Source organism: Crenothrix polyspora (genome assembly GCF_900163755.1).
GTDB lineage: Bacteria > Pseudomonadota > Gammaproteobacteria > Methylococcales > Methylomonadaceae > Crenothrix > Crenothrix polyspora.
In genome coordinates this window covers 12,351-36,557 of sequence record NZ_FUKI01000144.1, presented here as the reverse complement: position 1 = coordinate 36,557, position 24,207 = coordinate 12,351, and the positions used below count along the sequence as shown (strand labels likewise).

22 protein-coding genes and 1 riboswitch are annotated in these 24,207 nt (G+C 46.7%); of the genes, 14 read left to right on the top strand and 8 right to left on the bottom strand.

All coding sequences use genetic code 11. From position 1 onward, the window contains the following. Positions 1-85 precede the first annotated feature (85 nt). From CRENPOLYSF2_RS14725 to CRENPOLYSF2_RS14715, 3 genes are all read right to left on the bottom strand, one after another. On the bottom strand, positions 86-805 hold the full coding sequence (locus CRENPOLYSF2_RS14725; protein ID WP_087144707.1) for a DUF2231 domain-containing protein: 720 nt from the start codon (positions 803-805) through the stop codon (positions 86-88). 86 nt (positions 806-891) lie between these two features. Further along, the gene (gene truA / locus CRENPOLYSF2_RS14720; RefSeq protein ID WP_087144706.1) at positions 892-1,701 is read right to left on the bottom strand and encodes a tRNA pseudouridine(38-40) synthase TruA; all 810 of its coding nucleotides are present in this window, start codon (positions 1,699-1,701) and stop codon (positions 892-894) included. Further along, on the bottom strand, positions 1,694-2,185 hold the full coding sequence (locus CRENPOLYSF2_RS14715) for a L,D-transpeptidase (RefSeq protein ID WP_087144705.1): 492 nt from the start codon (positions 2,183-2,185) through the stop codon (positions 1,694-1,696). The genes truA and CRENPOLYSF2_RS14715 overlap by 8 nt, the downstream gene beginning before the upstream one ends. 296 nt (positions 2,186-2,481) lie before the next feature. Here CRENPOLYSF2_RS14715 and CRENPOLYSF2_RS14710 point away from each other — a divergent pair, with 296 nt between their 5' ends. From CRENPOLYSF2_RS14710 to mutM, 6 genes are all read left to right on the top strand, one after another. Continuing rightward, entirely contained in the window at positions 2,482-2,745 is a 264-nt protein-coding gene (locus CRENPOLYSF2_RS14710) for a hypothetical protein (protein WP_087144704.1), read from the top strand. Positions 2,746-3,092: 347 nt separating this feature from the next. Continuing rightward, on the top strand, positions 3,093-3,824 hold the full coding sequence (locus CRENPOLYSF2_RS14705; RefSeq protein WP_217884124.1) for a ZIP family metal transporter: 732 nt from the start codon (positions 3,093-3,095) through the stop codon (positions 3,822-3,824). A 378-nt stretch (positions 3,825-4,202) separates the two neighbouring features. Next, entirely contained in the window at positions 4,203-5,642 is a 1,440-nt protein-coding gene (locus CRENPOLYSF2_RS14700; protein WP_087144703.1) for a TolC family protein, read from the top strand. 5 nt (positions 5,643-5,647) lie between these two features. After that, a complete protein-coding gene (locus CRENPOLYSF2_RS14695; protein ID WP_087144702.1) occupies positions 5,648-7,762 on the top strand; it encodes an ATP-binding cassette domain-containing protein in 2,115 nt (704 codons plus the stop codon). A gap of 10 nt (positions 7,763-7,772) precedes the next feature. Continuing rightward, a complete protein-coding gene (locus CRENPOLYSF2_RS14690; protein ID WP_087144701.1) occupies positions 7,773-8,951 on the top strand; it encodes a beta-barrel domain-containing protein in 1,179 nt (392 codons plus the stop codon). Between the two features lie 97 nt (positions 8,952-9,048). After that, entirely contained in the window at positions 9,049-9,624 is a 576-nt protein-coding gene (gene mutM, locus CRENPOLYSF2_RS14685; protein WP_336469735.1) for a bifunctional DNA-formamidopyrimidine glycosylase/DNA-(apurinic or apyrimidinic site) lyase, read from the top strand. Here mutM and CRENPOLYSF2_RS14680 read toward each other — a convergent pair. Beyond that, positions 9,608-10,885 (bottom strand): cobyrinic acid a,c-diamide synthase CobB, encoded by a 1,278-nt coding sequence (locus tag CRENPOLYSF2_RS14680; protein ID WP_087144699.1) that lies wholly within the window; start codon positions 10,883-10,885, stop codon positions 9,608-9,610. The two genes, mutM and CRENPOLYSF2_RS14680, sit on opposite strands and share 17 nt — an antisense overlap. Positions 10,886-10,960: 75 nt before the next feature. Then, positions 10,961-11,174: riboswitch (cobalamin riboswitch) on the top strand. Positions 11,175-11,284: 110 nt separating this feature from the next. Here CRENPOLYSF2_RS14680 and CRENPOLYSF2_RS14675 point away from each other — a divergent pair. The 8 genes from CRENPOLYSF2_RS14675 (at position 11,285) to CRENPOLYSF2_RS14640 (ending at position 18,062) form a co-directional block, all read left to right on the top strand. Beyond that, on the top strand, positions 11,285-13,174 hold the full coding sequence (locus CRENPOLYSF2_RS14675; RefSeq protein WP_087144698.1) for a TonB-dependent receptor domain-containing protein: 1,890 nt from the start codon (positions 11,285-11,287) through the stop codon (positions 13,172-13,174). Between the two features lie 136 nt (positions 13,175-13,310). Further along, entirely contained in the window at positions 13,311-13,553 is a 243-nt protein-coding gene (locus tag CRENPOLYSF2_RS14670; RefSeq protein WP_087144697.1) for an addiction module antitoxin, read from the top strand. Then, complete coding sequence (locus CRENPOLYSF2_RS19380) at positions 13,553-13,747, top strand: type II toxin-antitoxin system RelE/ParE family toxin (protein ID WP_272867708.1); 195 nt, start codon at positions 13,553-13,555, stop codon at positions 13,745-13,747. Before CRENPOLYSF2_RS14670 ends, CRENPOLYSF2_RS19380 begins: the two co-directional genes overlap by 1 nt. Positions 13,748-13,844: 97 nt before the next feature. Next, complete coding sequence (locus CRENPOLYSF2_RS14660; protein WP_087144696.1) at positions 13,845-14,426, top strand: hypothetical protein; 582 nt, start codon at positions 13,845-13,847, stop codon at positions 14,424-14,426. Continuing rightward, positions 14,423-15,220, top strand: a complete 798-nt coding sequence (locus CRENPOLYSF2_RS14655) for a cobalamin-binding protein (protein WP_087144695.1) — start codon at positions 14,423-14,425, stop codon at positions 15,218-15,220. The genes CRENPOLYSF2_RS14660 and CRENPOLYSF2_RS14655 overlap by 4 nt, the downstream gene beginning before the upstream one ends. A gap of 15 nt (positions 15,221-15,235) precedes the next feature. Then, complete coding sequence (locus tag CRENPOLYSF2_RS14650; RefSeq protein WP_087144694.1) at positions 15,236-16,252, top strand: aminotransferase class I/II-fold pyridoxal phosphate-dependent enzyme; 1,017 nt, start codon at positions 15,236-15,238, stop codon at positions 16,250-16,252. Continuing rightward, the gene (gene cbiB / locus CRENPOLYSF2_RS14645) at positions 16,245-17,141 is read left to right on the top strand and encodes an adenosylcobinamide-phosphate synthase CbiB (RefSeq protein ID WP_087144693.1); all 897 of its coding nucleotides are present in this window, start codon (positions 16,245-16,247) and stop codon (positions 17,139-17,141) included. The genes CRENPOLYSF2_RS14650 and cbiB overlap by 8 nt, the downstream gene beginning before the upstream one ends. 6 nt (positions 17,142-17,147) lie before the next feature. After that, positions 17,148-18,062 carry a homoserine kinase gene (locus CRENPOLYSF2_RS14640; RefSeq protein WP_087144692.1) on the top strand — a complete coding sequence of 305 codons (915 nt, stop codon included), beginning with the start codon at positions 17,148-17,150 and terminating at the stop codon, positions 18,060-18,062. 141 nt (positions 18,063-18,203) lie between these two features. Here CRENPOLYSF2_RS14640 and CRENPOLYSF2_RS14635 read toward each other — a convergent pair whose 3' ends face one another. The 4 genes from CRENPOLYSF2_RS14635 to CRENPOLYSF2_RS14620 all read right to left on the bottom strand — a co-directional run bounded on the left by CRENPOLYSF2_RS14635 (position 18,204) and on the right by CRENPOLYSF2_RS14620 (position 24,172). Next, positions 18,204-19,118, bottom strand: coding sequence for a cation diffusion facilitator family transporter (locus CRENPOLYSF2_RS14635; protein WP_087144691.1), 915 nt, complete (start codon positions 19,116-19,118; stop codon positions 18,204-18,206). Between the two features lie 31 nt (positions 19,119-19,149). After that, positions 19,150-20,202: a fatty acid desaturase gene (locus tag CRENPOLYSF2_RS14630; RefSeq protein WP_087144690.1), complete on the bottom strand. Its 1,053-nt coding sequence runs from the start codon at positions 20,200-20,202 to the stop codon at positions 19,150-19,152. 93 nt (positions 20,203-20,295) lie between these two features. Beyond that, a complete protein-coding gene (locus CRENPOLYSF2_RS14625) occupies positions 20,296-22,431 on the bottom strand; it encodes an iron-containing redox enzyme family protein (RefSeq protein ID WP_087144689.1) in 2,136 nt (711 codons plus the stop codon). Then, entirely contained in the window at positions 22,406-24,172 is a 1,767-nt protein-coding gene (locus tag CRENPOLYSF2_RS14620) for a carbamoyltransferase family protein (protein ID WP_087144688.1), read from the bottom strand. The genes CRENPOLYSF2_RS14625 and CRENPOLYSF2_RS14620 overlap by 26 nt, the downstream gene beginning before the upstream one ends. Positions 24,173-24,207 lie beyond the last annotated feature (35 nt).

Genomic DNA, 24,207 nt, shown 5'->3' with positions numbered 1-24,207 from the left:
GAAGGACGGCTAATCGCTTATATCCCCGCCCTGAACGGCGGGGTTTTACGCTTTAATGGATAAAAACATAAGTATTATACCGGCTCTACTCAGCACCACGTCCCCGCCTGCCCCGATCGTGCCGATGATCACCGTCATCCACTGGCACAGTTTCTTCCACCACCACAGCTGTCTCCGGCGAAGGTGCCATTATAGTTGCTTGGTTATGGTCGTGTGATGCTTGCTGTACACCGGCAACGCCCACACCGTATTTATAAACCATCAGTCCACCTAAATCTGCACCCAAAAACACCAAAATACACAGTAACGTAGACAACATCATAAAAAAAGTGTTGGCAATATCGCAAATCAAACTGCTTACATTGAAGCGCCACAAAGACAGAAAACACGCCAAACCTAGAATACTTAAACCCAAATGTTCATGCCGCTCCATAATCTCATGCACATCACCACCATGCTCTACCGTACTGGCGGCATAAAAACCGGCACACACCGTAACCAACGCGGTAATAGTACCAAAATAAAGAAACCAACTGGCAACACTGCGCCACGCCGGCTTATAAGCAAAAGCACCAATTAGATCGACTACAAAAAATCCCAGTAAAAACGCAATTGGCAAATGCACAAGCATGGGGTGAATATTTTGTAAGGCTGTTACACCTGGCAGTAAAGTTGCAAGAATTTCTAAGGGCTGCTTACCGACAAGCTCAGTGATGAAGATTAACACGTCTTCCATATTCTCGGCAGGGCCGCCACCACCGTGATCCGCATTGCCATGTACTTGAAACGATAAATAATTTGTCATCTGGAAATTTTATATGGGGGAATAAAAAGCAATTTACATGCTGCTAAGAAAATTGCAACCATACACGCTCTTTACTGCGTAAGCAATCAGTCGAAACGACGCGCATCGGACGGTAATCTAGTGAAAATAATATTTTTACTCATACCGTAATGCTCAGGATAAAACACACCGCCCAAATACAATCCGTCTGGCGGTGCTGTCACACCTGCCACTTTACGATTTTTTTCGGCCAGCAAAGACGGCAGCCATGCCACGGGTTGCTTGCCCGTGCCGACGGCCATTAACGCACCGGCAATATTTCGTACCATGTGGTGCAAAAACGCATTGGCACAAATGTCCATTATCACCCGATCATCTTCACGATAAACATCAATAAAATACACCATGCGGCACGGGCTTTTCGATTGGCAGCCTTGCGCCCGAAACGACGAAAAATCATGATTACCCAACAGATATTGCGCCGCTTTGTGCATATTATCGGCATCTAAATGCGGATAACACCAGGTCATCTGCTTTACTGACAAGGCCGATTTAACCGAACGATTAGAAATCACATACCGATAAAATCGTGCAACCGCGCTGTAACGTGCATGAAAATCCGCAATGGCGGGCTTTACCCATAAAATACGCACCTCATCCGGTAAGTTACAATTGCCCCCCAATAACCACGCATCCATCTCACGCTGCGCGGTGGTGTCAAAATGCACCACTTGCTCTAACGCATGCACGCCGGTATCGGTACGCCCTGCACAAATCACTGCCACCGGATGATTGGCGACTTTTGACAAAGCCTGCTCCAACACCAATTGCACACTGCGCTGCCTGGTTTGCCATTGCCAACCGAAAAAACGACTCCCATCGTATTCCACACCCAAAACAATTCGTGTGCTATTCATGAATAAACACCTGCGTTCTCACTGTCACCCGATTAAATAAATCCAACATATCGGCATTTTTCATGCGAATACAACCATGCGAATCGGCAATACCTGTCATTAAATGATCAGGACAGCCATGTATGTAAATATATCGCCAACACGTATCCACCTCTTTGTAGCGATTTTTGCCAGGCTCTAAGCCAGCTAACCATAAGATGCGGGTTAATATCCAGTCCCGCTGCGGGTATTGCTGGCCTAATGCTGCGCTGTAAACTTCGCCAGTGGGTCGCCTGCCCTTAAAAACGCTTTGCAAAGGTTGTTTATCACCAATTTTTGCACGAATGTTATGCCAGCCACGCGGTGTACACTCACTGCCTTTTAATTCACCCGCACCATTTTTAGCAGTCGATACGGGGTAACACGCAATTAAACATCCCTTTTCAATAATACTTAACTGCTGGGTACTAATGGAAATATCAAGAAAAAACTGTGCTTGTGTCATAAAAAAGCAATTATCCTATCGCTAAGTTTGGCCAATTAAGCTGAATGTAAACTAGCCCACGTAAGGCAACATCCGTCCGCCCTAGCTTGTAAAGGGCTTGTGCTTTATAGTTCGACAGCGCTCTACAAACGATTTTTAAAAGCTGCCTTGCTTTACAAGGTTAGCCTGAATATATAACAAAGCTATTTTAGCGTAAACTTATCAAGCCAATGGCAGTTAATAAAAATCACTTATATTTTTAATAGCTTATTAAGCCAAGGCATTATTTTACAAAACTAATTTGGAGATAAACCCTGATGAAAAAAATAACTTCACGTTTAGCTAGCGTCATTTTATTGACTTGTTTATTCAGTCCTCAGCTGTTTGCCTATGCTAATACCAATACATTTGTATCGACTTTATCACCGAGCCCGCATTTTTCTATAAAAAATTCTGAAGCAACCGATCCGGTAATGCGCAGAGGCACGGAAAATTGGGAACAATCACAAAGTGACTTTTTTATTGTGCCTGGGGTTATTTTAGGGCTTTTTGCGCTGGTTCTTTTTTGGAAAAGAGATTAACTGCGTACAAAAATCGTCCTAGCGCAGCCACAGCTGTCAAATTGTCGGCGTAACAGCATAAGATAATTTCCACGAAAAATATCCCAAATAAAACCTGTTTTTCGTGGATAACTTTTTTGGTAAATTCATTATTAAAAATCACCTAAGGAACGCGCACGAAATAACTTGAGCAAGTTCATGCTTCGACAGGCTCAGCACGAACGGTGGTGCCGTTTAAGTTGTTCAAGTTATTTCATGCACGTTCCTAATCATCATTAGCTGCTAATAATAGACCCACTGTACTTGCAATGCTGATCATAACGCTTAACGTTATCACCTTATTAAATTCACCCTCTTTTTAAAAATACATGCCTATAAACATTACACTACACAACCTACTCATCATGGCGATTCCCGCCAGTATCGCCCTGTTCGGTGGAATTTTGGCATCCATATGGAAACCGAGCCACGCCACACGCAGCTTAATCCAACATTTCGCGGCTGGCGTGGTATTAGCGGCACTGGCGGTTGAACTATTGCCCGAAATTGAACGCGAACATGCACCTGGCCCGGTATTAATTGGCTCATTCGCGTTCGGTTCATTATTTATGTATGCGTTAAAATTATGGACGATAAAATTAGAGCATAACGCATCATTGGAAGAGCAATCCAGCGGTCTCAATATCGGCTTAATGTTGGCAACATTTCTGGATGTCGCGATGGATGGCTTTATCATCGGCGCAGGTTTTGCGGCAGGTGGTTCAACGGGGATGATTTTAGCTTTGGGCTTATCGGTTGAATTGTTATTTCTTGGCTTGGCGCTCACCTCTGAAACAGTCAAAGGCTGGCGTATTGTCTGGATTTCTGGCGCGTTAGGCACAACGGTATTTTTGTTTGCTTTTTTGGGTAATTTTCTGCTGGCCGATTCCTCACCTGCGGTTATCGGCGCGGTTTTATCTTTCAGTGCCGCAGCATTGCTGTATCTGGTAACAGAAGAGTTATTGATAGAAGCCCATGAGGTGGAAGAAAAATCCATTTCGACACTGGTATTATTCAGTGGTTTTTTAGTGTTTTGGAGTATTCAAATTCTGGGTAGTTAACCCAACACAAATCGGAATAATCACCATTGAAAAAAGCAAATAGTCGACTATTTATTACTATTTTTGCAATTTATAAAACACATATTCAAAACTTCTACTAGACTTGTGCCAGTAGGTTTACATTTTTTGTATATTTATTGGCTACTAACTTTAAACGGGACAATTGCAACTGTAGGGTGGGCAATGCTTTTCTGCCCACATAGGATTTTATCGCGCTTGGCTGGTGAACAAAACAGCCTGCCCACCCTGCGTGTCGTCCTGTGTCCCGTTTTAAGTTGATAGCCTATTTATTGAAACACCATCAATACCTACGGGAGACATTGCACATAAAACAACAGGCAATCTTTCAGTCACTGGTTACCACACGATAACGACTGAATGCCCTACGGAATTGAACTCATCTGTATGAAAATCCCCAAAATAATACTCAATCTTGCAGTGCTATACGCAGTCACTGGCTATACGGCTGAACACGATGTACTGATTACTGATAACGTTCTACAAGACACTGTTGTTGATCACGTACCAGCCCCCGTTAAAGATACAATAAACAACACTTTGTTTATCAACAAAACATCGACACCAGAAGCGACCGCCATAAAACCTACTGCGCTGATTAATTTAAACGATGTTATTTCAAACACCGCTGCCTACCCTGCTATTTTGTCAGCTGAAGCCGATGTCAATGCCAGCCAAGGCGATAAAAGCGCCGCCGATATGCAGCGCTATCCCACATTATCAGCATCCACCAATCTCAATGATTCCGGTCGATTCAGCCCTACCTTTCAAATTCAACAGCCTATTTGGACCGGCGGTAAAATTAGCGGACAAATTGAAGAAGCCGAGCGTTTGGTTGAAAGTGCTGAAGCTAAAAAAGACATTACCACGTATACCATTGCATTGAGAGCCGTGTCGGCATGGCAAAATCTAGTCGATACACAAAACAGCATCAAAATCAATAGCGAAATATTAGACAATTTAGAAAACTATCGCCAGTTTATGGAACGGCGCGTGGCGGCTGGGGTTTCACCACAAATAGAATTGCAACTGGTATTAACACGTATCCAGCAAGCACTTGCCGACATACAGTCTGCCAAGGCGACTAACCAGATCGCCAAAATTCAAATCAGACAACTGACCAATTTTGGCTATTCGGATACCGAACTGGATGGCATACCCACACTTGAATCACAAGTTAAGCTCGCCAAAAAATGGCTAGAAACCAAGCTATTAGCTGACATTAACAGTTTTTTAACCAATACCGCCAATGAGTACCCCACAGTATTACAAGCACAAAAAGAGGTTGAGGTATTAAAAGCCCGTCATAAAATTAAAAAAGCCGCGTATTACCCCACAGTCAACTTAGGCTACCAATACACACTGAATGGTGGCAGTAATTTTAACAATAGCAGTGATAGCCGCTTTACCTTAGGCGTTAATTATCAACCCGGCGCGGGCTTATCATCTTATGAAGCAGCAAAAGCTGCCGCCATCCGTGCCGAGGGCGCACGCAACGCCATTGAAGCGGCTCGCTTAGATATATTGGAATCTATGAATGCAGACATTCAGGATGCTTTGAGCAATAAACAACGCGAGGATATGCTGAGCAGCTCGGTAGATGCCTCGGCAATGGTATTGGACTCGTATAAAAGGCAGTTTGTTGCCGGCAAACGCACTTGGTTTGACGTGCTAAATGCCCTGCGTGAGCTGACGCAAAACAAGCTGGCGGTAGTGCATACTAAAACATCGCTAGTCAGCAGTGCCTACAAACTCATGGTTAAAAGCGGCGAATTTAAACAGTACAACAACGGGTTATAACGCAGATGCACAAAGATCAACTGATGTGGGCTTTCAACCGGATATCTGCCATTCATGGCGTGGCACTGGATTCACTTAGGCTTAACATGGGGTTGGCGCATCAACAGGACAACCCAGATAACTTTAAAAAAATAGCCAAACTTTGCGGCTTGGTCGGATTAACACAACCCAAACAAACCCAAAAAATTGATCTCAGCCAGATGCCATTTTTAGTGCTCAGCCCGTTACATGGCTGGGGGGTCATCCAGCAAAAATCCAGTTTGGATGAATTAATTTTTGAACACGCCCAAGGCATTAAAAAAATACCCGCGCACGTCACTGATTTACTGATTATTCAGTTTAAAAAACCCACGTTCCACGCCAGTACTGGCCCTGCACAATTTGGGCAACTGGCACGCAAAATTTTTTTGGCACACCGCTCTATTCTGGTGGAAGCGGTGTTAGCCACCGCGTTCATTAATTTTCTCAATCTGGCTGCATCATTATTTTCCATGCAGGTTTACGACCGCGTTATCCCGACGCAAAGTAGCGCAACACTGTATGTGCTGGGCGTAGGTGTGTGCCTGGTGATTTTGATAGAACTGGCGATGAAATTTGCCCGTTCCAAGATTATGGACACCGTGTCGCTAACGCTGGATGCGAAGCTGTCACGGGAGATTTTCCAGCGCTTGCTCAATGTGCGGATAGACCAGATGCCTGGCTCGGTAGGATCGTTGGCCAGTCAGATTCGTGGTTACGAACAAGTGCGATCTTTTTATACCGCCAGCAGCTTATTCGCATGGGTAGACGTGCCGATGGCGTTGCTGTTTATTGTCGTCATCGCCGCAATAGCCACCCCACTAGTCGCCGCTGTACCACTGGTGGCGGTGATTGTCGGGGTGTTGTTGGGGCTGATGATGCGTTCTAAAATAAACCGTTTGGCACTGGCCGGTGCGGAAGAATCCAACAAAAAAACCGGCTTGCTGGTGGAAGCGGTAGAAGGCGTAGAAACCATCAAGGCGGGTTCTGGCGGCTGGAAGTTTTTGTCGAAATGGTTGCAAGTGAACAGCAAAACTATCCACAATGATTTACAAATGCGCCACAGCAGCGAAACCCTGGGCTATTTTAGCAGTGCCATGCAGCAACTGACCTACAGCCTGATTATTGTCATCGGTTCGGTGGCGGTGATGGACGGTGACATGACCACCGGGGCATTAATTGCCAGCTCCATCTTAAGTGGTCGGGTACTCGCGCCTATATTAAGCATACCCGGCCTGTTGGTACAACAAGGCCATGCCAAGGCCGCTACCGATGGCCTAAACCGCTTGTTTAGTTTGGACGCTGATTACAGCGGTATTAGCAGACCACTAACCCCCAGCCATATAGAAGGGCATTTTTTACTCAAAGACGTGGATTTTGCTTACGGCAAAAATCCCACCGCCATCAGCATCAGTCAGTTAAGCATTCGACCTGGTGAGCGCATTGGTATTTTAGGGCCGGTAGGCTCTGGCAAATCGACGTTATTGCGCTTGTTATCGGGGCTTTACAAACCCAGCACTGGGCGTATCTTATTGGACGATCTGGATTTATCGCATATTGACCGCCATGTGCTTAACCAGCACATCGGTTATTTACAACAAGACCATCGCTTATTTCAGGGCAGTCTCAGGGATAACTTGTTAATTGGCACGCCCGATCCTGGCGACCAAATTATTTACGAAGCTTTAAAGCGCACGGGGTTAATCAATTTGGTCAGTTCGCACCCCAGCGGCCTGGAACTGCAAATTCAGGAAGGTGGCAAAGGTCTGTCCGGTGGTCAAAAACAGCTGGTGGCCTTCACGCGTATTTTATTGTGCAATTCCGACATTATCTTACTGGATGAGCCCACCGCGTCAATGGACGATGAACAAGAGCGCCGCTGCCTGAATATTTTGGCCAGTGATTTAGCCGGTACGAAAACCTTGATCGTCGTCACCCATAAAACCTCTTTGCTGCCGCTGGTCAATCGCTTGATTATTATTTCTGGCAACCAGATAGTGCTGGATGGCCCGCGTGATGACGTGATAGCACGCCTGGCGCAAAACTCGCCGCCGCTTGCCCCCAAACAGCCTGGCCAATCTACCCAGCTAGCCACGACTTAAGGAGAGCATTATGGATTACGATATCAGCGTTTACGATACCGAAGTACCGCATTATCACCGTGCAAGGTGGACAATTCGATTTACTGTGCTGGGTTTAGGGGCGCTTATTTATTGGGCTTCTGTTTCTGAAATCAGCCAAGTGACCCATGCTCAAGCCCAGGTAATTGCCAGCGAGCGCACCCAAAGTGTGCAATCTGCCGATGGCGGGGTGATTACCCGCGTACATGTTAAAGAAGGCGGGCACGTTAAAAAAGGCGAGGTGTTGGTCACCTTGCAAAAAGAACGTGCCAAGGCGGCGGTTGAAGATTCTAGCGGCAAAGTGGCAGCGTTACGGATTACCGTAGCCAGATTACAAGCTGAGGTATATGGCAAGCCGTTTGTTATCCCAGCGGATGTTAAAGCCTATACTGAATTTGTCTCCAACCAGAAAAACCTGTATTTGAAACGCAAAATGGCCATTGAGCAAGATGTGGCGGCACTTAACGACATGCTGGCACTGGCGCATCAGGAATTAACCATGAACCAAAAGCTGGAGGCTACCGGTGATGTCAGCGTGTCTGATGTGTTACGCTTAAAACGCCAGGTCGCCGAGATTAAAGCCCAGATCACCAACAAGAACAATAAATACTTTCAAGATGCTCAGACGGAAATGACCAAGGCGCAGGAAGATCTGAACACCCAAACTGAAATGTTGCGCGACAGATCACAAATCTTAAGCCAAACCGTGTTGACATCGCCGGTCGATGGTATTGTGAAGGAAATTAAGATCAATACCTTGGGCGGCGTGGTTAAGCCTGGCGATATTATTTTGGATATTTTACCGACCAGTGGCGATCTGGTGGTCGAAGCCAAAGTGTCACCGGCGGATATTGCCAATGTCAGTATCGGCCAAAGCACCAGCGTTAAGCTGGATTCCTACGATTACGCGATTTTTGGCACTATGCCGGGCAATGTTATTTACATCAGCCCTGATACGCTGGAAGAGGACACCAAGAAAGGCGCATTTATCTATTACCGTGTACAAATTCGTATCGACCGGAAAAAATTGGATGCCACGAAAGACAACGCGATTAAAGTACTGCCCGGCATGACCGCCAGTGTTGATATTAAGGCCAAGGATCGCACGGTGCTGACTTATTTGACCAAGCCGGTGTTTAAGACGATTTCCAGTTCGCTGGGTGAACGATAAAACACATTTATTCGACAGAACAAAATTGCAGAGTGAATTCGCCGCTAGATAATCCGCCACAATACGTCTACCGGACATTGGTATTGAACGTTGCTTGGTGGTTTCGCGCCAGCAAGCCATCAAAACCCACGACCATATCGATTTCGTGTTCGGCAAAGATGTCATCCTGCGCTATAACGACCCGCGCCGCTTTGGTGCGGTATTGTGGACAACCGATCCGATTGCCGAACATAAGTTGCTCAAAGACTTGGGGCCTGAGCCATTATTGGCTGATTTCACGGGTACACATCTGCACATTCGCGCCAAAAACCGCAAAGTGCCGGTCAAATCGTTCATTATGGACAGCCACGTTGTGGTGGGTGTCGGCAATATTTATGCGAATGAGGCCTTGTTTATGGCCGGAATCCATCCGCTTAAACACGCAGGCCAGATTACTTTGGCCGAGTATGACACGCTGGCCGAGTGCATCCGCACTGCTTTAGCCAATGCCATACAGCAAGGTGGCACAACACTGCGTGATTTTGTCAACGAAGCGGGGAAACCGGGTTATTTTCAACAACAATTGCGGGTGTATGGAAGGACAGGCCTGCCGTGTGTGCAGTGTCGCCAGCCGTTGCAGGAAGTCAGGCTATCCAACCGTTCAACAGTGTTTTGCCTTAGCTGCCAGCCGTAAACCACATGCTGGCTTGATGGCGTTCGGTGGCAAAATACCAATGCACATAAGAGGCGCGGACGTTGTTATAGCGCACACCCTTATCGCCTTGTGCGACATCAAAAGCCGGTGTCAAGCCCTCATCGTGTTCGCGTTTGGAGTAATGGAACTCATGGCCGGTAACGCCGGAGGTTTCTTCCCGATGCCCTAAGGCCACCAAGCGCGGCTGCATCACCGAGCTATACGGGAAAATCCCCGCCATTGGCCAGTGTTTGCCCTCCACATCCACCAGGGTTTTCCCCAGTAGCATTGCACCGCCACATTCTGCCAAGATAGGCTTTCCTGCATCGGCGAATGCGTGTAGTGATGCCCAGCTGTTAGATTCCGACAATTGCTGTGCATGTAATTCAGGATAGCCACCTGGCAACCATACGCCATCTGTATTTTCCGGTACGGGTTCTCCAGCCACAGGCGAGAAAAACACCAGTGTTGCACCGTGGCTGCTTAACCAATCCAGATTAGCCGGATAAATAAAGCAACAGGCATTGTCCTTGGCGATAGCGATGGTTTTGCCTTGTAGCTTGGGTGCATGAGGTGTGGTTTGCGTGGTAGGTGAAATCTCTGCAAACGCTTGCAGCAGTAAATCATGATCAACATGCAGGGCGCTGGTAAAATCAGGGAGCAGGGTTTCATCGGGCATTGTTAAGCCTAAATGCCGCTCGGTTAATACCGTGTCGCTGCGTTCCATCCAGGCGACTAACGGTGGCAAGTGATATTCAGCCAGTGCTTGCCGTAACAGCCCGGCATGGTATTCGCCGCCAACTCTGTTGGCGATAATGCCGGAGATACGCACGTTTCTTTGTTCGGCAAGCTGATAAAAGCCAGTGGCTATGGCGGCAATTGTGCCACTCATGCCGCCAGCATCGACCACTAAAATCACTGGACACTCTAAGACTCTGGCCAAATCAACACTGGAACCTGCGCCGCCCACACCGGCATAGCCATCAAACAAGCCCATGACCCCTTCAATCAAGGCAATCTCGGCATATTGGGCTTGTTGGTGCAATTGTGCGCGGCAGGCAGTAGCACCCATCATACGGGTGTCCAAATTATATGAAGGCTTGCCAGTTACGGCCTGATGCCAGAGTGGATCGAGAAAATCCGGGCCCGATTTAAACGACACGATGTTGTGCTGATCGTTTCGAAAATACTGTAATAAGGCCAGTGTCAACGTGGTTTTGCCACAGCCGGAATGTGTGCCTGCGAGTAGTGCGGTTTTCATTAGCCCTCTGAATTGAATTGTTAAAACTGGTTAAGAGTACGGCGTATTATTTGCATTATCAAACTAATAGACTATAATTGCACCCTGCTTTAAGGTTCCACAGGGTTTCACAACCTGAGGATTAAACGGGAAGTCGGTTAAGTTTACCCCAATCCGACGCTGCCCCCGCAACGGTATGCCAGTAAAGAATCATCGAGTGCCACTGTGTTTACGCATGGGAAGGTGATGGTTCAGGTAATCCAAATTACCACTGATAAGCCCGGAGACCTGCCTGTAAGCATATTCGGCACAGCGGAGGGCTGTGTTACGAAGGAAGTCGGCTTTATGTCGGCCTGCGTCTTCGTCTGTCCTCCGCTGTGATTTATTCACTGTCATGCGCGGGCGGCGCAGAAGTCATCCATGAAAAAAATTCTTTATAGTTCAATTTTGCTTGCCAGTGTGCATACACCGCTGTTACACGCACAAACCCCAAACGACCCAACCCAAGCCGCAGTGGACTTGCCAGAAATGGTGGTCAGCGCAATGCGTTCCGACACCCCTAAAAAACAGCTGTCGGCTGCATCCACGGTTTATACCCGCAACGACATTGAGCGTTTACAAGTTAATACCTTGCCGGAGCTTTTGCGCGGCACGACGGGGCTTGATATGACCCAAAACGGGGGATTAGGAAAAAATACCAGCGTTTTTATGCGCGGCACTAATTCTGACCATGTGCTGGTATTGATTGATGGTATTAAAATGGGGTCTGCGACGACCGGGACATCACCATTTGAATTTGTCCCTATCGATCAAGTTGAGCGGGTAGAAATTATCCGTGGCCCGCAATCCAGTTTGTACGGTTCAGAAGCCATTGGTGGCGTTATCCAGATTTTTACCCGCAAAGGGGGCAATTCCGACAAGCCCCAGTTCAGTCTGAATGCCGGTGGTGGTTCTTACGATACCTACCGTACAGCAGGTAATGTGAGTGGTAAGTGGAAAAACAGTTGGTATAATCTAGGCGCATCTTCGCTTGGTACCGAAGGCATTAATGCTCGTCAACCCATTCTAGGTCAATTCGGCTTTAGCCAGCCCGACAGAGACGGCTATCAAAATACCGCTATGAATGCCCGTGCTGGACATCGCTTTGACAATAATGCCGAGGTAGAAGCCTCTTTTATACGGGCAGAAGGCTCAACAGAGTACGATTCCGCTTTTGGTGGTGACCACGCAGAATTTATTACTCAAACGATTGGCTTGTCAGGCAGTATGGATATTGCCGATAACTGGCGTTCCACTTTGCGTTTAGGGCAAAGCCGTGATGAGTCGGATACGTTTTTATCCGACAAAAATAATACGCCTGATGGCCGTTTTAACACCACACGCTGGAATGCCAGTTGGCTGAACCAGTTTGATATTACCGATAACCATCAACTTATTTTAGGATCTGATTACCGCCTGGATGAGGTCGAAACAGGCGACCTTGATAAATTCAATACTGGTTTTGACACCTACAATGAGCTATCGCGTTATGACGTAGGCGTATTTGGTGAATACCAAGGCCAGTTTTTTGATAAACATTTTGTCAACGCTTCAGTACGTTGGGACAAAAATGAAAAATCCGGTAATTATGTCACTGGTAATGTCGGGATACGGTCTAATTGGGCTTATGGCCTTAGTACGTTTGCCAATTTTGGTAATGCGTTTAAAACGCCCACCTTTAACCAGCTTTTTTGGCCAGATACCGGCTTTGGCGGTGGTAACCCTAATTTGCAGCCAGAAGAATCAACTTCTGTTGAGGTGGGTTTGGCCGGGGATCACAATTTGCCCGGTAGCAATAACACGGTGGAATGGGAGTTGCGGGCTTATCATACGGATGTTGATAATTTAATTTCAGGCTGGCCACCTAAAAATGTCAATAAAGCCCAGATTGATGGTATTGAGGCTGAAATCGGCACGCATATTTTAGGCTGGAACACCAAGCTGAATATGAATCTATTAAGCCCCCGTAACAGGATTACCGATAAACGCCTGGATAGTCGCTCTGAAAAAAGCTTGTCGTTTGATGTATCGCGCTCATTTCAACAAGTGGATATAGGTGTTAATGTATTGGCTCAAGGTGATCGTTCGGCAACCTTTACCGGCAGGGCGGCAGGTTATGTCACCGTAGACCTACGCGCTGCCTACCACATCAACAAAAACTGGATGTTAAGCGCCAAGTTGAACAATCTTTTGGATAAGGATTACCAGACCGTTAACACGTATAATACGCAGGGGATGAATTACTTTTTATCCATTCACTACAATAACTAAATCATAGCTAGGGCTGGCTGGTTTTAAGCCGTGTGCTTTCAAAGGGGTTGTGCATTTTATCGCTGGGGTATCCATTGCATACCGCATGGATACCTTCTAAGATAGCTGTGTTATTTATTCACTGAGCGAGGCTAGCATGGCCAAAGAAGTACAAATGTCGATCAAGATGGAATCAGAATTGCGCGACCAGTTTATGGGGCTAGCGGCCAGTAAACATCAGCCAGCGGCGCAGATTATCCGTGATTTGATGCGACTTTATATAGAAAATAATGAAACACCTAATGCTTTGACCGCTGAAACGATTCGCAAGTGCCGCCGAGGTGAAGAGGTATTCAGTGCCACCAGCGCAGAAGACCTGTTTAAGCAATTGGGTATTTGATGCGTTTGCCAAAATATACCAATCGCTTCAAGCGTGACGTGAAGCTAGCGGAAAAGCGCGGCAGGAATATGAACAAATTGCGTGAAGTTATCGGTTTGTTGTTGGCTGGCCAACCTTTACCGCCTGTGCTGAATGATCATCCCCTGAAAGGTGAGTGGAAACCTAGCCGGGATGTTCATATCGAACCCGATTAGGTATTAATTTACAGTATAGATGGCAACATAGTTTACTTTGAACGTACTGGCACACATTCCGATCTTTTTGATCAATAACAAAACCTTGGAGAACCCCATGAATATAAACCGCTACCTAAAATCCGACTACCTACCCATCCCCTTAATTGCCGCCATGGTGTTGACGCGTTTCCACCACTTTGGCGATGCGCTGCATTTGCCGGATGCCTCGTTGGCGGTGTTTTTCTTTGCCGGATTTTTCCGTAAAAAAATGTTGCTGGCTTTTTTGTTGGCACTGGCCGCATTAATTGATTATGTCGCTATCGCCAATGGCACCAGCGCCTGGTGTGTGACACCGGCTTACGCCTTCTTGATTCCTACCTATGCGGTCATGTGGTACGCAGGACGTTATTGTTCAACCATGGCCACCATGAAAGGCACAGAAGTCACCCTGTCCGTAGGTGCTATGGGCTTGTTGGCTCTGGCCACCTCACTGGCTTTTGTTATTTCCAATGGCAGTTTTTACGTGTTTTCAGACCGTTACACCGAAATGTCATGGCTGCAATACCTGGATCGCGTTGCGCATTATTATCCTTTGTACATGAGTTCTACTCTCATTTACGGCATAGTTGGTTATGCACTGGTTAAGCTGATTAAAGCCGTGGCAGCGACACAAGATGGCCGCAAAACTGTTCGATGAGCTATCCCTCCCGCATCGTTTGCCTGACTGAAGAAACTACCGAGACGCTATACCTGCTCGGTGAACAGCAACGCATTGTGGGTATATCCGGCTTTACCGTGCGGCCAGCACAGGCGCGTAAGGAGAAGCCCAAGGTGTCGGCTTTTACCAGCGCCAAGATCGATAAGATACTGGCACTGGAGCCGGATTTGGTGTTGGGCTTTTCCGACCTGCAAGCCGATATTGCAGCGGAACTGATCCGTGCAGGCATTGCCGTGCATGTGTTTAACCAGCGTTCGGTGGAGGGTATTTTGCAGATGGTTGCCCTGCTCGGCGCAATGGTCGGCGTGCCGGAAAAAGCCAACACACTCGTTGCCCAATACCGGGCCAATATCGCCGCCCTGCAAGCGGACGCGGCCACATTACCACGCCGTCCGTGCGTGTATTTTGAGGAATGGGATGAGCCAATGATTTCCGGTATCCGCTGGGTATCAGAACTCATCGCCATAGCCGGTGGTGTGGATTGTTTTGTTGAGATGTCTACCCAACAATCGGCAAAATTCCGCATTATTGCTGACCCGTTGGAAGTGGTACGGCGTGCGCCGGATATTATCATCGGCTCGTGGTGCGGCAAGAAATTTCGCCCCGATCATGTTGCAGACAGGCCAGGTTGGGATGCTATTCCTGCCTTACAAAACAACCAGTTGTTTGAGATAAAATCTTGCGACATCCTGCAACCTGGCCCGGCGGCATTAACCGATGGTTTGCAACAAATTCATCATATTATCCGCCAGTGGGCGCAACAATACGCTTGAGCCTTGGTTAACCCGATGCACGGCGGCAACATCTATCAGTTTGCCCAGCGCCTTGGCTGCTTGCCGGAACAGGTGCTGGATTTTTCTGCCAATATTAATCCGCAGCAAGCGCTTGATGTTACCTGCTTGCACAGCATTAATCTAAGCCCTTACGCCGACCCTGATTACAACTTACTCAAACAAGCTTTTAAACAACGCTACCCGCATTCAACCGATACCGATTGTGAAGTATTTAATGGCGCAAGTGCTGCCATCTTTGCCCTACTGCGTTTTCTACAGCCTGAACAGTTAGTGCTTTACGCACCGTTGTACGGCGAATATGCACGGATAAGCCAGCAACTGGGTTGTGCATTTACCATCATCAATCGCTTGCAAGATAAGGTAGATACGCCTATACCCCGTGGCAGCACAATAGTGTTTGTCAATCCAGCCACCCCCGATGGCCAGCTATACGACCTGCAAACCTTGTTGTTAGGCTGGCAACAAGCGGATTGCACGGTGATTATTGATGAATCATTCCTGGATTTTTGTACAGGAGCAAAATCAGCACTCACGCACATTAACCAGCACCCTAAGCTGTATATAATTAAATCCTTGAGTAAGTTTTATGGTTGTGCGGGGATTCGTGTTGGCTTTATCAGTGCCACTGCCACAGCAATTAAGGCACTAAAGCACTATGAACCGGCGTGGAAATTGTCCACCTTTGATATGGCCTATATGCAACGCGCCTTGGCCAATAGTGATTTCATCAGCCAAACCCAACAACACTCTGCACGCTTGCGCGAGTTACTTTACCAGGCATTGGAAAATTCCGGCCTGTTTGTGCATATCTACCCCAGTGCTACTAATTTTCTGTTAGTGCGCTTGGCTGGTGATTTAACTGGCGATGCGTTGCAAACAGCACTGGAACCAGCGCGAATTTTAATTCGTGTGTGTGATAGTTTTGTGGGGCTGGACAAGCTGCATGTGCGCTTTGCGGTAAAGGATCAATTAAGCATACAACAGCTGGCGCACGCTTTAGCCCATGTTTGAGCTAGCCGCCTTAGCCTATCTGATTGATTACCTGTTCGGTGAGTTTCCATGTAAACACCCGGTACAGTTTATGGGTGATTTTATCAACGCTTTTGAACGGCGCTTTTACCGTGACCGTATTTTTCCCGGCGCGTTATTGGTACTTAGTTTATTAATGCTAACCTGGCTCATTAGCATCAGCTTAATAATGCTGTGTGGCTTGTTACCCGATAGCGTATCGTTGCTGATACAAGCGTTGCTGGCATCCACTGGCTTGGCAATGAATATGTTGCACAGCAGTGTGGCCAGTGTACTTACTGCACATGATCCTAAACAAGCCGTCGCTATGCTGGTGAGTCGTGATACACAGGCTATGAACGCAACCGATGTCTACAAAGCCGCCATAGAAACCTGGGCGGAAAATCTCAGTGATGGCGTGATTGCGCCATTGTTTTATCTGCTGTTGTTTGGCTTACCAGGGATTGCGGTGTACAAAGCCATTAACACGATGGATTCGATGATTGCCTATAAAACCCCTCGCTATTTTTACTTTGGCAAAAGCGCCGCTATTGTGGATGATATCGCCAATTACCTGCCAGCGCGATTAACGGCGCTATTGATTACTGTGTTGGCCGACGATAAAATCCGTGCCTTGCATTGTCTGTGGCGTGATGGCCATAAACTGGAAAGCCCCAATGCCGGTTATCCTATTGCAGCAATGGCCGGTGCATTGGCGGTGGCTTTAGGCGGGGATGCGGTGTATCACGGCCAGTTAAAAGCCAAGCCGATGCTGGGTGATTCGATAAGGCCGCTAAATCGAGCTGCACTGGTGGCAGCGTTGGCGTTTACACCTCGTATTCACAGAACTATCTTGGGATTTTTAGCGCTCAGTATTTTGTTAAATTTTTAGGAAGCCATGTCTGTTTATACCCACGTAACACGTACACAATTGGATGATTTTTTTAGCCACTATCATCTGGGTGCGGTAATCTCTTATACCGGCATAAAAGAAGGCATGGTCAACAGCAATTATTTTGTCACCACCACGCAGGGCGAGTTTGTGTTAACCCTGTTTGAGGATATGACTGATATAGATGTCGATCCCGTGGTGAAATTGTTGCGGCATTTAGCAGATAATCAACTGTGCGTTCCCTGCCCACAACATGATCGGCACGGTCAGCCGCTAAAGCGGCTTAACCATAAAACAGCACTGCTTTGCCAGCGACTGGTGGGTACTGCTCTCATAACACCAACGCTTGAGCATTGCACGCAAATCGGTCTACAGCTTGCAAAGCTACATACGTGTACGCAAGGCTATCTATTCCCCACCCAAAACCCCAACAATTTAACGAGCCTAAAGCGCTTATTTGATAGCTTGGTACCGCAGTTATCAAACGAAGATAAAAACCTTGTTGATAATGAATTAGCTTTTCAAAATCAACACAATATTGCCATGCCGATGGGGCTTATTCATGCTGATTTATTCAGAGACAATGTGCTGTTTGAAAGTGGCCAATTCAGTGGCATGCTGGATTTTTACAGTGCCTGCCACGGTGAGTTGTTGTTTGATGTGGCGATAGCAGTTAATGACTGGTGCTGTGATGACGGTGTTATCAATCCTGAAAAAATAGCCGCGTTATTATCAGCTTATCAATGCAAGCGGCCACTGGAAGTGGTTGAGCAACAACGGTGGTCGGTGATGCTTAGAAGGGCGGCACTGCGGTTTTGGTTAGCACGTTTGGCACATCAAAATCGTGCGCGTACGGGCGAGTTAGTGCAGCAAAAAGACCCGCTGGCGTTTCGGCGTATTCTTGTGCAACATCAAGCGTAAGTCTTTCACCCAGGTGTCAATGTCTGTTGCCTAAAGCAATGGATGGCTCGCATATCGCCCATTTGAGTTTCCCTTGGTAACCCTAAAGCGATGACATTATGGTCTTAACACGCATTAACAAAACCAGACTGTTTAACCGCCTCAATCCGCATTATCCAACTCAAAAAACACCCATTTAATACGCGTATGCGTGGCTTTAATCTGCTTTTCCATCGCATTGATGTCATTCACTGCCTGCAATACCGTCATCTCCGGCTTAAACTCGGCTTTTATGGTTAGCATTACCGCCTTACCATGATTAATTGCCCAAATATTCAACACCTTTACCACACTGGGCTGGCTTTCCAGATACTGTTCTACCTTAGCGCGAATATCATCTTCAGTTTCGCCGATCAACAAAGAATGCACTTCTATACCGATTAACGTCGCCACTACAATCAACAACACACCAATTAAAATAGAGCCCACCGCATCGTAAGCCACATTGCCAGTCAGCATGGTTAAACCCAAGGTAATCAGGGCAATCACTAAACCAATCAAGGCGGCAATGTCTTCACCAACAATCACCATTAATTCACTGGAATGGGTTTCCCGAAACCATTGCCACATCGAGCGTCCCGCTTTTTCGCTTTGCATGGCATCGGTCGCACCTTTTAAAGAAAACGCTTCCATAACCACAGCAATCAACAACACCACTAACGCAATACCGGCATTTTCTACGGCGTGGGGCGCGTTATAACGCAGCCAGCCCTCATGCACAGAAAACACCCCACCAATAGAAAACAAAATCACCGCCACCATCATTGACCAAATATAAGACTCGCGACCATAACCCATCGGGTGTTTACGAGTGGCTTCCTTGGCGGATCGCTTAAGGCCAATAAACAACAAGATTTGATTGCTGCAATCGGCGTAAGAATGAATGGCTTCGGCTAATAAAGACCCCGATCCTGTCCACAAGGCAATACCGGTTTTGGCGATAGCAATGGCTAAGTTAGCAGAAAAAGCGTACAAAATAGCGGTAATAGAAGCGTTACTGGAATCGGTTGCGGACATAGATTTTAATTATTATTAAGTGTTAAAGGTGTTAAACAGCGACCACGGCCTGATCGCGGAAACGCTGTAACTCGCGCAGCGCTACGTTTTGGTACGACGTATTATCAAGTTTAATCCAAAGATTCATAACAAAGTAGCCATAAGGTAATTTTGGTCCGGCATCTGAGTATCTGATTTCAAAAAAACGTTTGCTTTCATCTTGATGATGACCAATATGATGCGACAAGCCCATCAGCATATGCCGCGTCAGCCAAGAGCTGCTGACCCAGCCGTAACTGTTACCAAACTGGCCTTCACATAAACCCCAGTGCTGAAAATAATTGACCGCTTCTAATATACGTACCGCAGCAATCGCCTGATAAATAAACATCACCAATGCCAACCAGCCAAACACGACAGCTATCACAACCAACAGTAAAGCTTCACATACTAAACCGTGTAAAACTTTATTGTGCAGTAATTTAACCTTAACATGGGCGTAGCTCAGGCGCTGTTGTTCAGACTGCCAGGCATAACGCAAGTAGCCCAAATACACTCTGCGCCAATAGGCTTTAAAATTTTCGCCCAGCCGTGCCGTGGCAATATCATCCAATAAACACAGGTTTTGGTGATGTCCGCGTTTATGGGTGATGTCAAAATGTTCATAACACACAGTACATAATAATAACCGACCCATCAACTGCATGTGCTGCTGTGGCCGGTGAATTAACTCATGAGCGACCACAATGCCCGACGTACCAGAACTGGTGGCCACTAAAAACCGTACTGCAATTAAATTAACAATGCCGACTAACACATCCGCTGAAGTTTGCCAGTGTAATTGACTAACAAAGTGCAGCATTAAAGCAATATTAACCAGTTGTAACAAAAACAGCGCATAAAGGATACCATCATAAAAAAAACCCTGATAATCATCATCTGCAAACCAGGTAGATTTAATATTTAGCCCATCCAGCAGCAATACCGCACAAAAAGGTAATGTCCATAACAGTATTTCATAGAGACTGTGCGAACCGTACTTCAAAAACAAAAATGTGCTGATCGGTAAAACAAAACACACCAGATAACTTAAACGCGCCAGCATACGTTTTTTTATTGGATTGTAATGTATAGTTTTAATTTTACTCTCCTTACGTTACTCAGACCTGTCAGGTCTATTTAATAAGACGTGTTGCCATTAACTTGAAATATTACCCACGCCATCCAGTAAAACCTTGTCCTTACGTTTTAGCCAATATTGAACCACCAGCGCCAGCTTAAACACCGCACTTGCGGTTTGCAAAGAACAATAGCCGGTAAAAATCCGTCGCCAGTGGTTGTGCATGGCTCTTTTACCGTGCTTGGCCAAGACATCATCCATGTAGTGTTGTATGGCTGTTACTGCTAGAGCCGAATGCCCAGTCGCCATGTTATCAATGGAAATATGTACATTCACAATAGCCGGATTAATACCGTAATATCTCAGCTCTTGCGCCAAACGCAAATACACTTTGCCAAGGCCACTGATTTCTATCGCCATATTCAAGCCCAACAATTCCGGCAAAAATGCACTGGGGAACTTGGAAATCGCCATTAAATACACGGGAATATCAAAGGCACTGTCGATAAAACCCGTATAGTCACTAAACGCCTGCGTATTAATGGCCGGTACAGTCAGCGCCACACTGTCCAACAACTGCTGATACATAAAGGGATGATTTTGCGCCGCAATGCCGTTACCGGTTTCGTCATCATAAATCTTGAACAGAATATCCCCAATACTGTTATTAGCTAGCAAAGTCAGTTGCTTACTGTGTTGCAACCAGCAGCCATCTGTTAATATAGCAGGAGAAAACTGCTGTATACCCCATAAATACGCGTGCTTTGACAATCTGGGCTTATCTTTCAACGGCGTATAGCTGGCCACCTCTGCCTGATAAACACCGTGCATATACTCGATAAACACATCATGATTATAGTGTTTAAACGGCAATCTATTCAGATATTGCGCCCGCCATAATACGCCATGCACATGCTGTCTGGCCTTATCAAGCACCCCTGGAAACACATCGGCATTCACTAAATAATAATACAATTGCCGGTGATTAAGCTTATTGTAATCGGTCTCATCAGCGGCAATAGCAATCTCATAATGCGGCACTGTAATCGGCAATGGATTGCTGTACGGCATCGGCGCAGACGGCGTTAGCACATCGGATAAAACCCAGGCTTTTAATAACTCACTTTCTGCCTGATTTAATACACCAAACATCGGCCCACCAAACTCAAATAGCCGTAGCAACACACTGCGCTCAGGCGCGGCCTTATTAATATACGCAGATTGCCTCAGGGCAGCCAAAAAACCATCACCATCAAAAGGCGTTTGTGCAAACCAGTCATCCAAACCCTTACCAGCCAGTTTAATAGCACCATGATGACCTACCGCATCAGGCACAATACGTTGCAATAACGTGATAAGCGCTTGCTGCGGCGACACTAAAATCTGCTGCACCTCTAATTGTTGGCAGCGTTGTACTTGCTGTTGATACACATAAAAACCAGTTTGCACACGATGCCATAATAGCGCCGTCTGCTCAGGGAACAACGACAGATAATGCTGAATTAACGCAACAATAGCAGGAACTTGTGCATCTAATAACTGCTGTCTGGCACGTATAAACGCGCATAAAGACACATTATCTTCATCGCTTGTAAACAAGGTGGTTTTACAACACGCCAAGCTAAAACCCAACAGTTCCGGAAAAAATGCGCGGCAATGCACCACAAACGCCAGTTGTACGGCAGCAAAATCAAACACGCTGTCGTTAATATCCAGCTGTTTGATAAAAGCGCGGCTGTGGATAGCAGGCAGTTCAAGTCCAGACGCTTGCAGCAAGCCCTCAAACACAGGTCGATAAGACCGCTTGCCGCTTAACTGCAAATACACCGCCATCACCTCCACAGCCAGCGGCGATTGACTGGTAGCGGCCTGCGATACCGCGTGCAAATAATGCAACTCGGTTAAAATAACCGGCGTGTAATGGCTTAAACTTTCAACATCCGCCACGACTGTTTCTGCGGTGATAACCGCCAATTGTTCAATACTGTCTTGCTGGTAAACACTGAAAAACGGCTCAGTACAATGCAGCTCAACCGCACGGCATTGCTGTTTTAAATAACGGTAAGCAGCGGGTAATAGCTCGGTATTTTCACTGCTGTGTACCAAGCCAAAAAACAAATCACGACTATCCGGCAATGTAACCAGAGATGCACTAACCGGCTTTGAAAACACCGGTTGCAAGCAAGGATCAAACGGGTGGTCGGGTAGTTTCATAATAAGGTTTGGTAATTAAATAGTCGTTAAGCACCAGCACATCTAAACCGGTGGTTAAAAACACAGCAAGCGCATCTTCCAGCGTATGGATTAACGGCTTGCCCATGACATTAAAACTGGTGTTAAGCAACATAGGCACGCTTGTAAGATAATAATACTGTTCAATAAGTTCATAGTAACGTGGATTCCAGTCGCGTTTAACCGTTTGTAGCCGCCCCGTACCATCCACATGACACACCGCCGCCACCCGTGCTTGTTGAGTCTCACGAATGTGCAGAGTTTTATCCATATAGGGTGATTCTTGGTAGTTATCAAAGTACTCTGCGGCATGTTCATGCAATACCGACGGTGCAAACGGCCGAAATTTTTCCCTGAATTTAACGTTTAGGTTAATGTGATCTTGCATACTGGCATGACGCGCGTCAGCTAATATAGAGCGATTACCCAAAGACCTAGGGCCAAATTCTGCCCTGCCTTGCACCCATGCTACCAACTTACCTTGTGCTAATAATACCGCTGTTGCCTGACAAATGCTATTAGGCAAATGCTGAACAGTCAGTGCGCCATTGTAGCGTATAAGTCGTTGTATGGTTTCATCTTCTATTTCTGACCCCAAATACGGTGACAATAATTTAGCGGGTTTAGGCTGGGGCTGTGCATGGTGGAACGCCAAATAAGCTGCGCCCACGGCACAGCCATCATCCGCCGGTGCAGAGGGAATGTGTACCTGTGTAAACGGAGTACGGGTATTAATTTGGCCGTTATAAGAAGAGTTTAGCGCACAGCCCCCGGCTAAGGCTAAATTATCACTGCCAGTAACGGCGTGTAAATACGTTAACAAGCGCGATACGGTATCGCAAAAAAACTGCTGTCCGGTATAGGCCAAATCTGCCGCTACGCTGATAGGATCATCTTGACGGTGTTTAAAATCGTCTAACTTGGCTAGCTTCTCGAATGGGTTTTCTGAAACATGGCGGCACTCAAAGCCATCAATCGTTAGGGTCGCTGCCAGCACATCGTAAAACGCCGGATTAAGCTTGCCATAAGATGCCAAGCCCATTACCTTCCATTCTTCACCTTTTAGCCAGTCGAAACCGCACAGTTCGGTGATTTTCATGTAATACAGACCCAAACTGGCGGTGGCCATGCCGTGGGTGGCGTGGATTAATTCCAGCTTGCGGTTGCTGTAGCGATAAAACGCCAGCGCACCGTTTTCACCCCAAGAATCAATCACCGCACACGCGGCCTCTTCAAACGGGCTGCTATAACACGCCATCGCCGCGTGGGTGAGATGATGGTCGTAATCGGCAAATTCTACCGTAACATGCGGGTAATATTCGCCAATAATGCGTAGCAGATTTAAACCCGTCGTATCAATGCTGCTGCGTTGGCAAGCCATCATGTGGTGTAGCTGGTAATTTTGCAGCGGCGAACACAGTTTTTTAAAGCCTTTTTTCAGCAAGCCTTGCGCCGATAGCAAGCCTAAACCGGATATCAGTGTTTCGTACAATGGACGTTTTTTGCGCCAGTTGCTGGCAATAACTAACTGGGTGAGACCGGGGCAATACTGTGCCAGTAATTCGGGTAGCCGAAATAATTGGTCAGGCTCGCAGTTAAGCGCACGTTTATTCTGTAAATAACGTTCGGTCGCTTCAGCAAAGACTACCTCGCCGCTGTCATCAATAATGGCCAATGCGGAATCGTGGTAGGTTACCGATAGGCCGATATAGTATTTACTCATCCATTGTTACCCTTAGTTAGATTCAAATTTGTCCA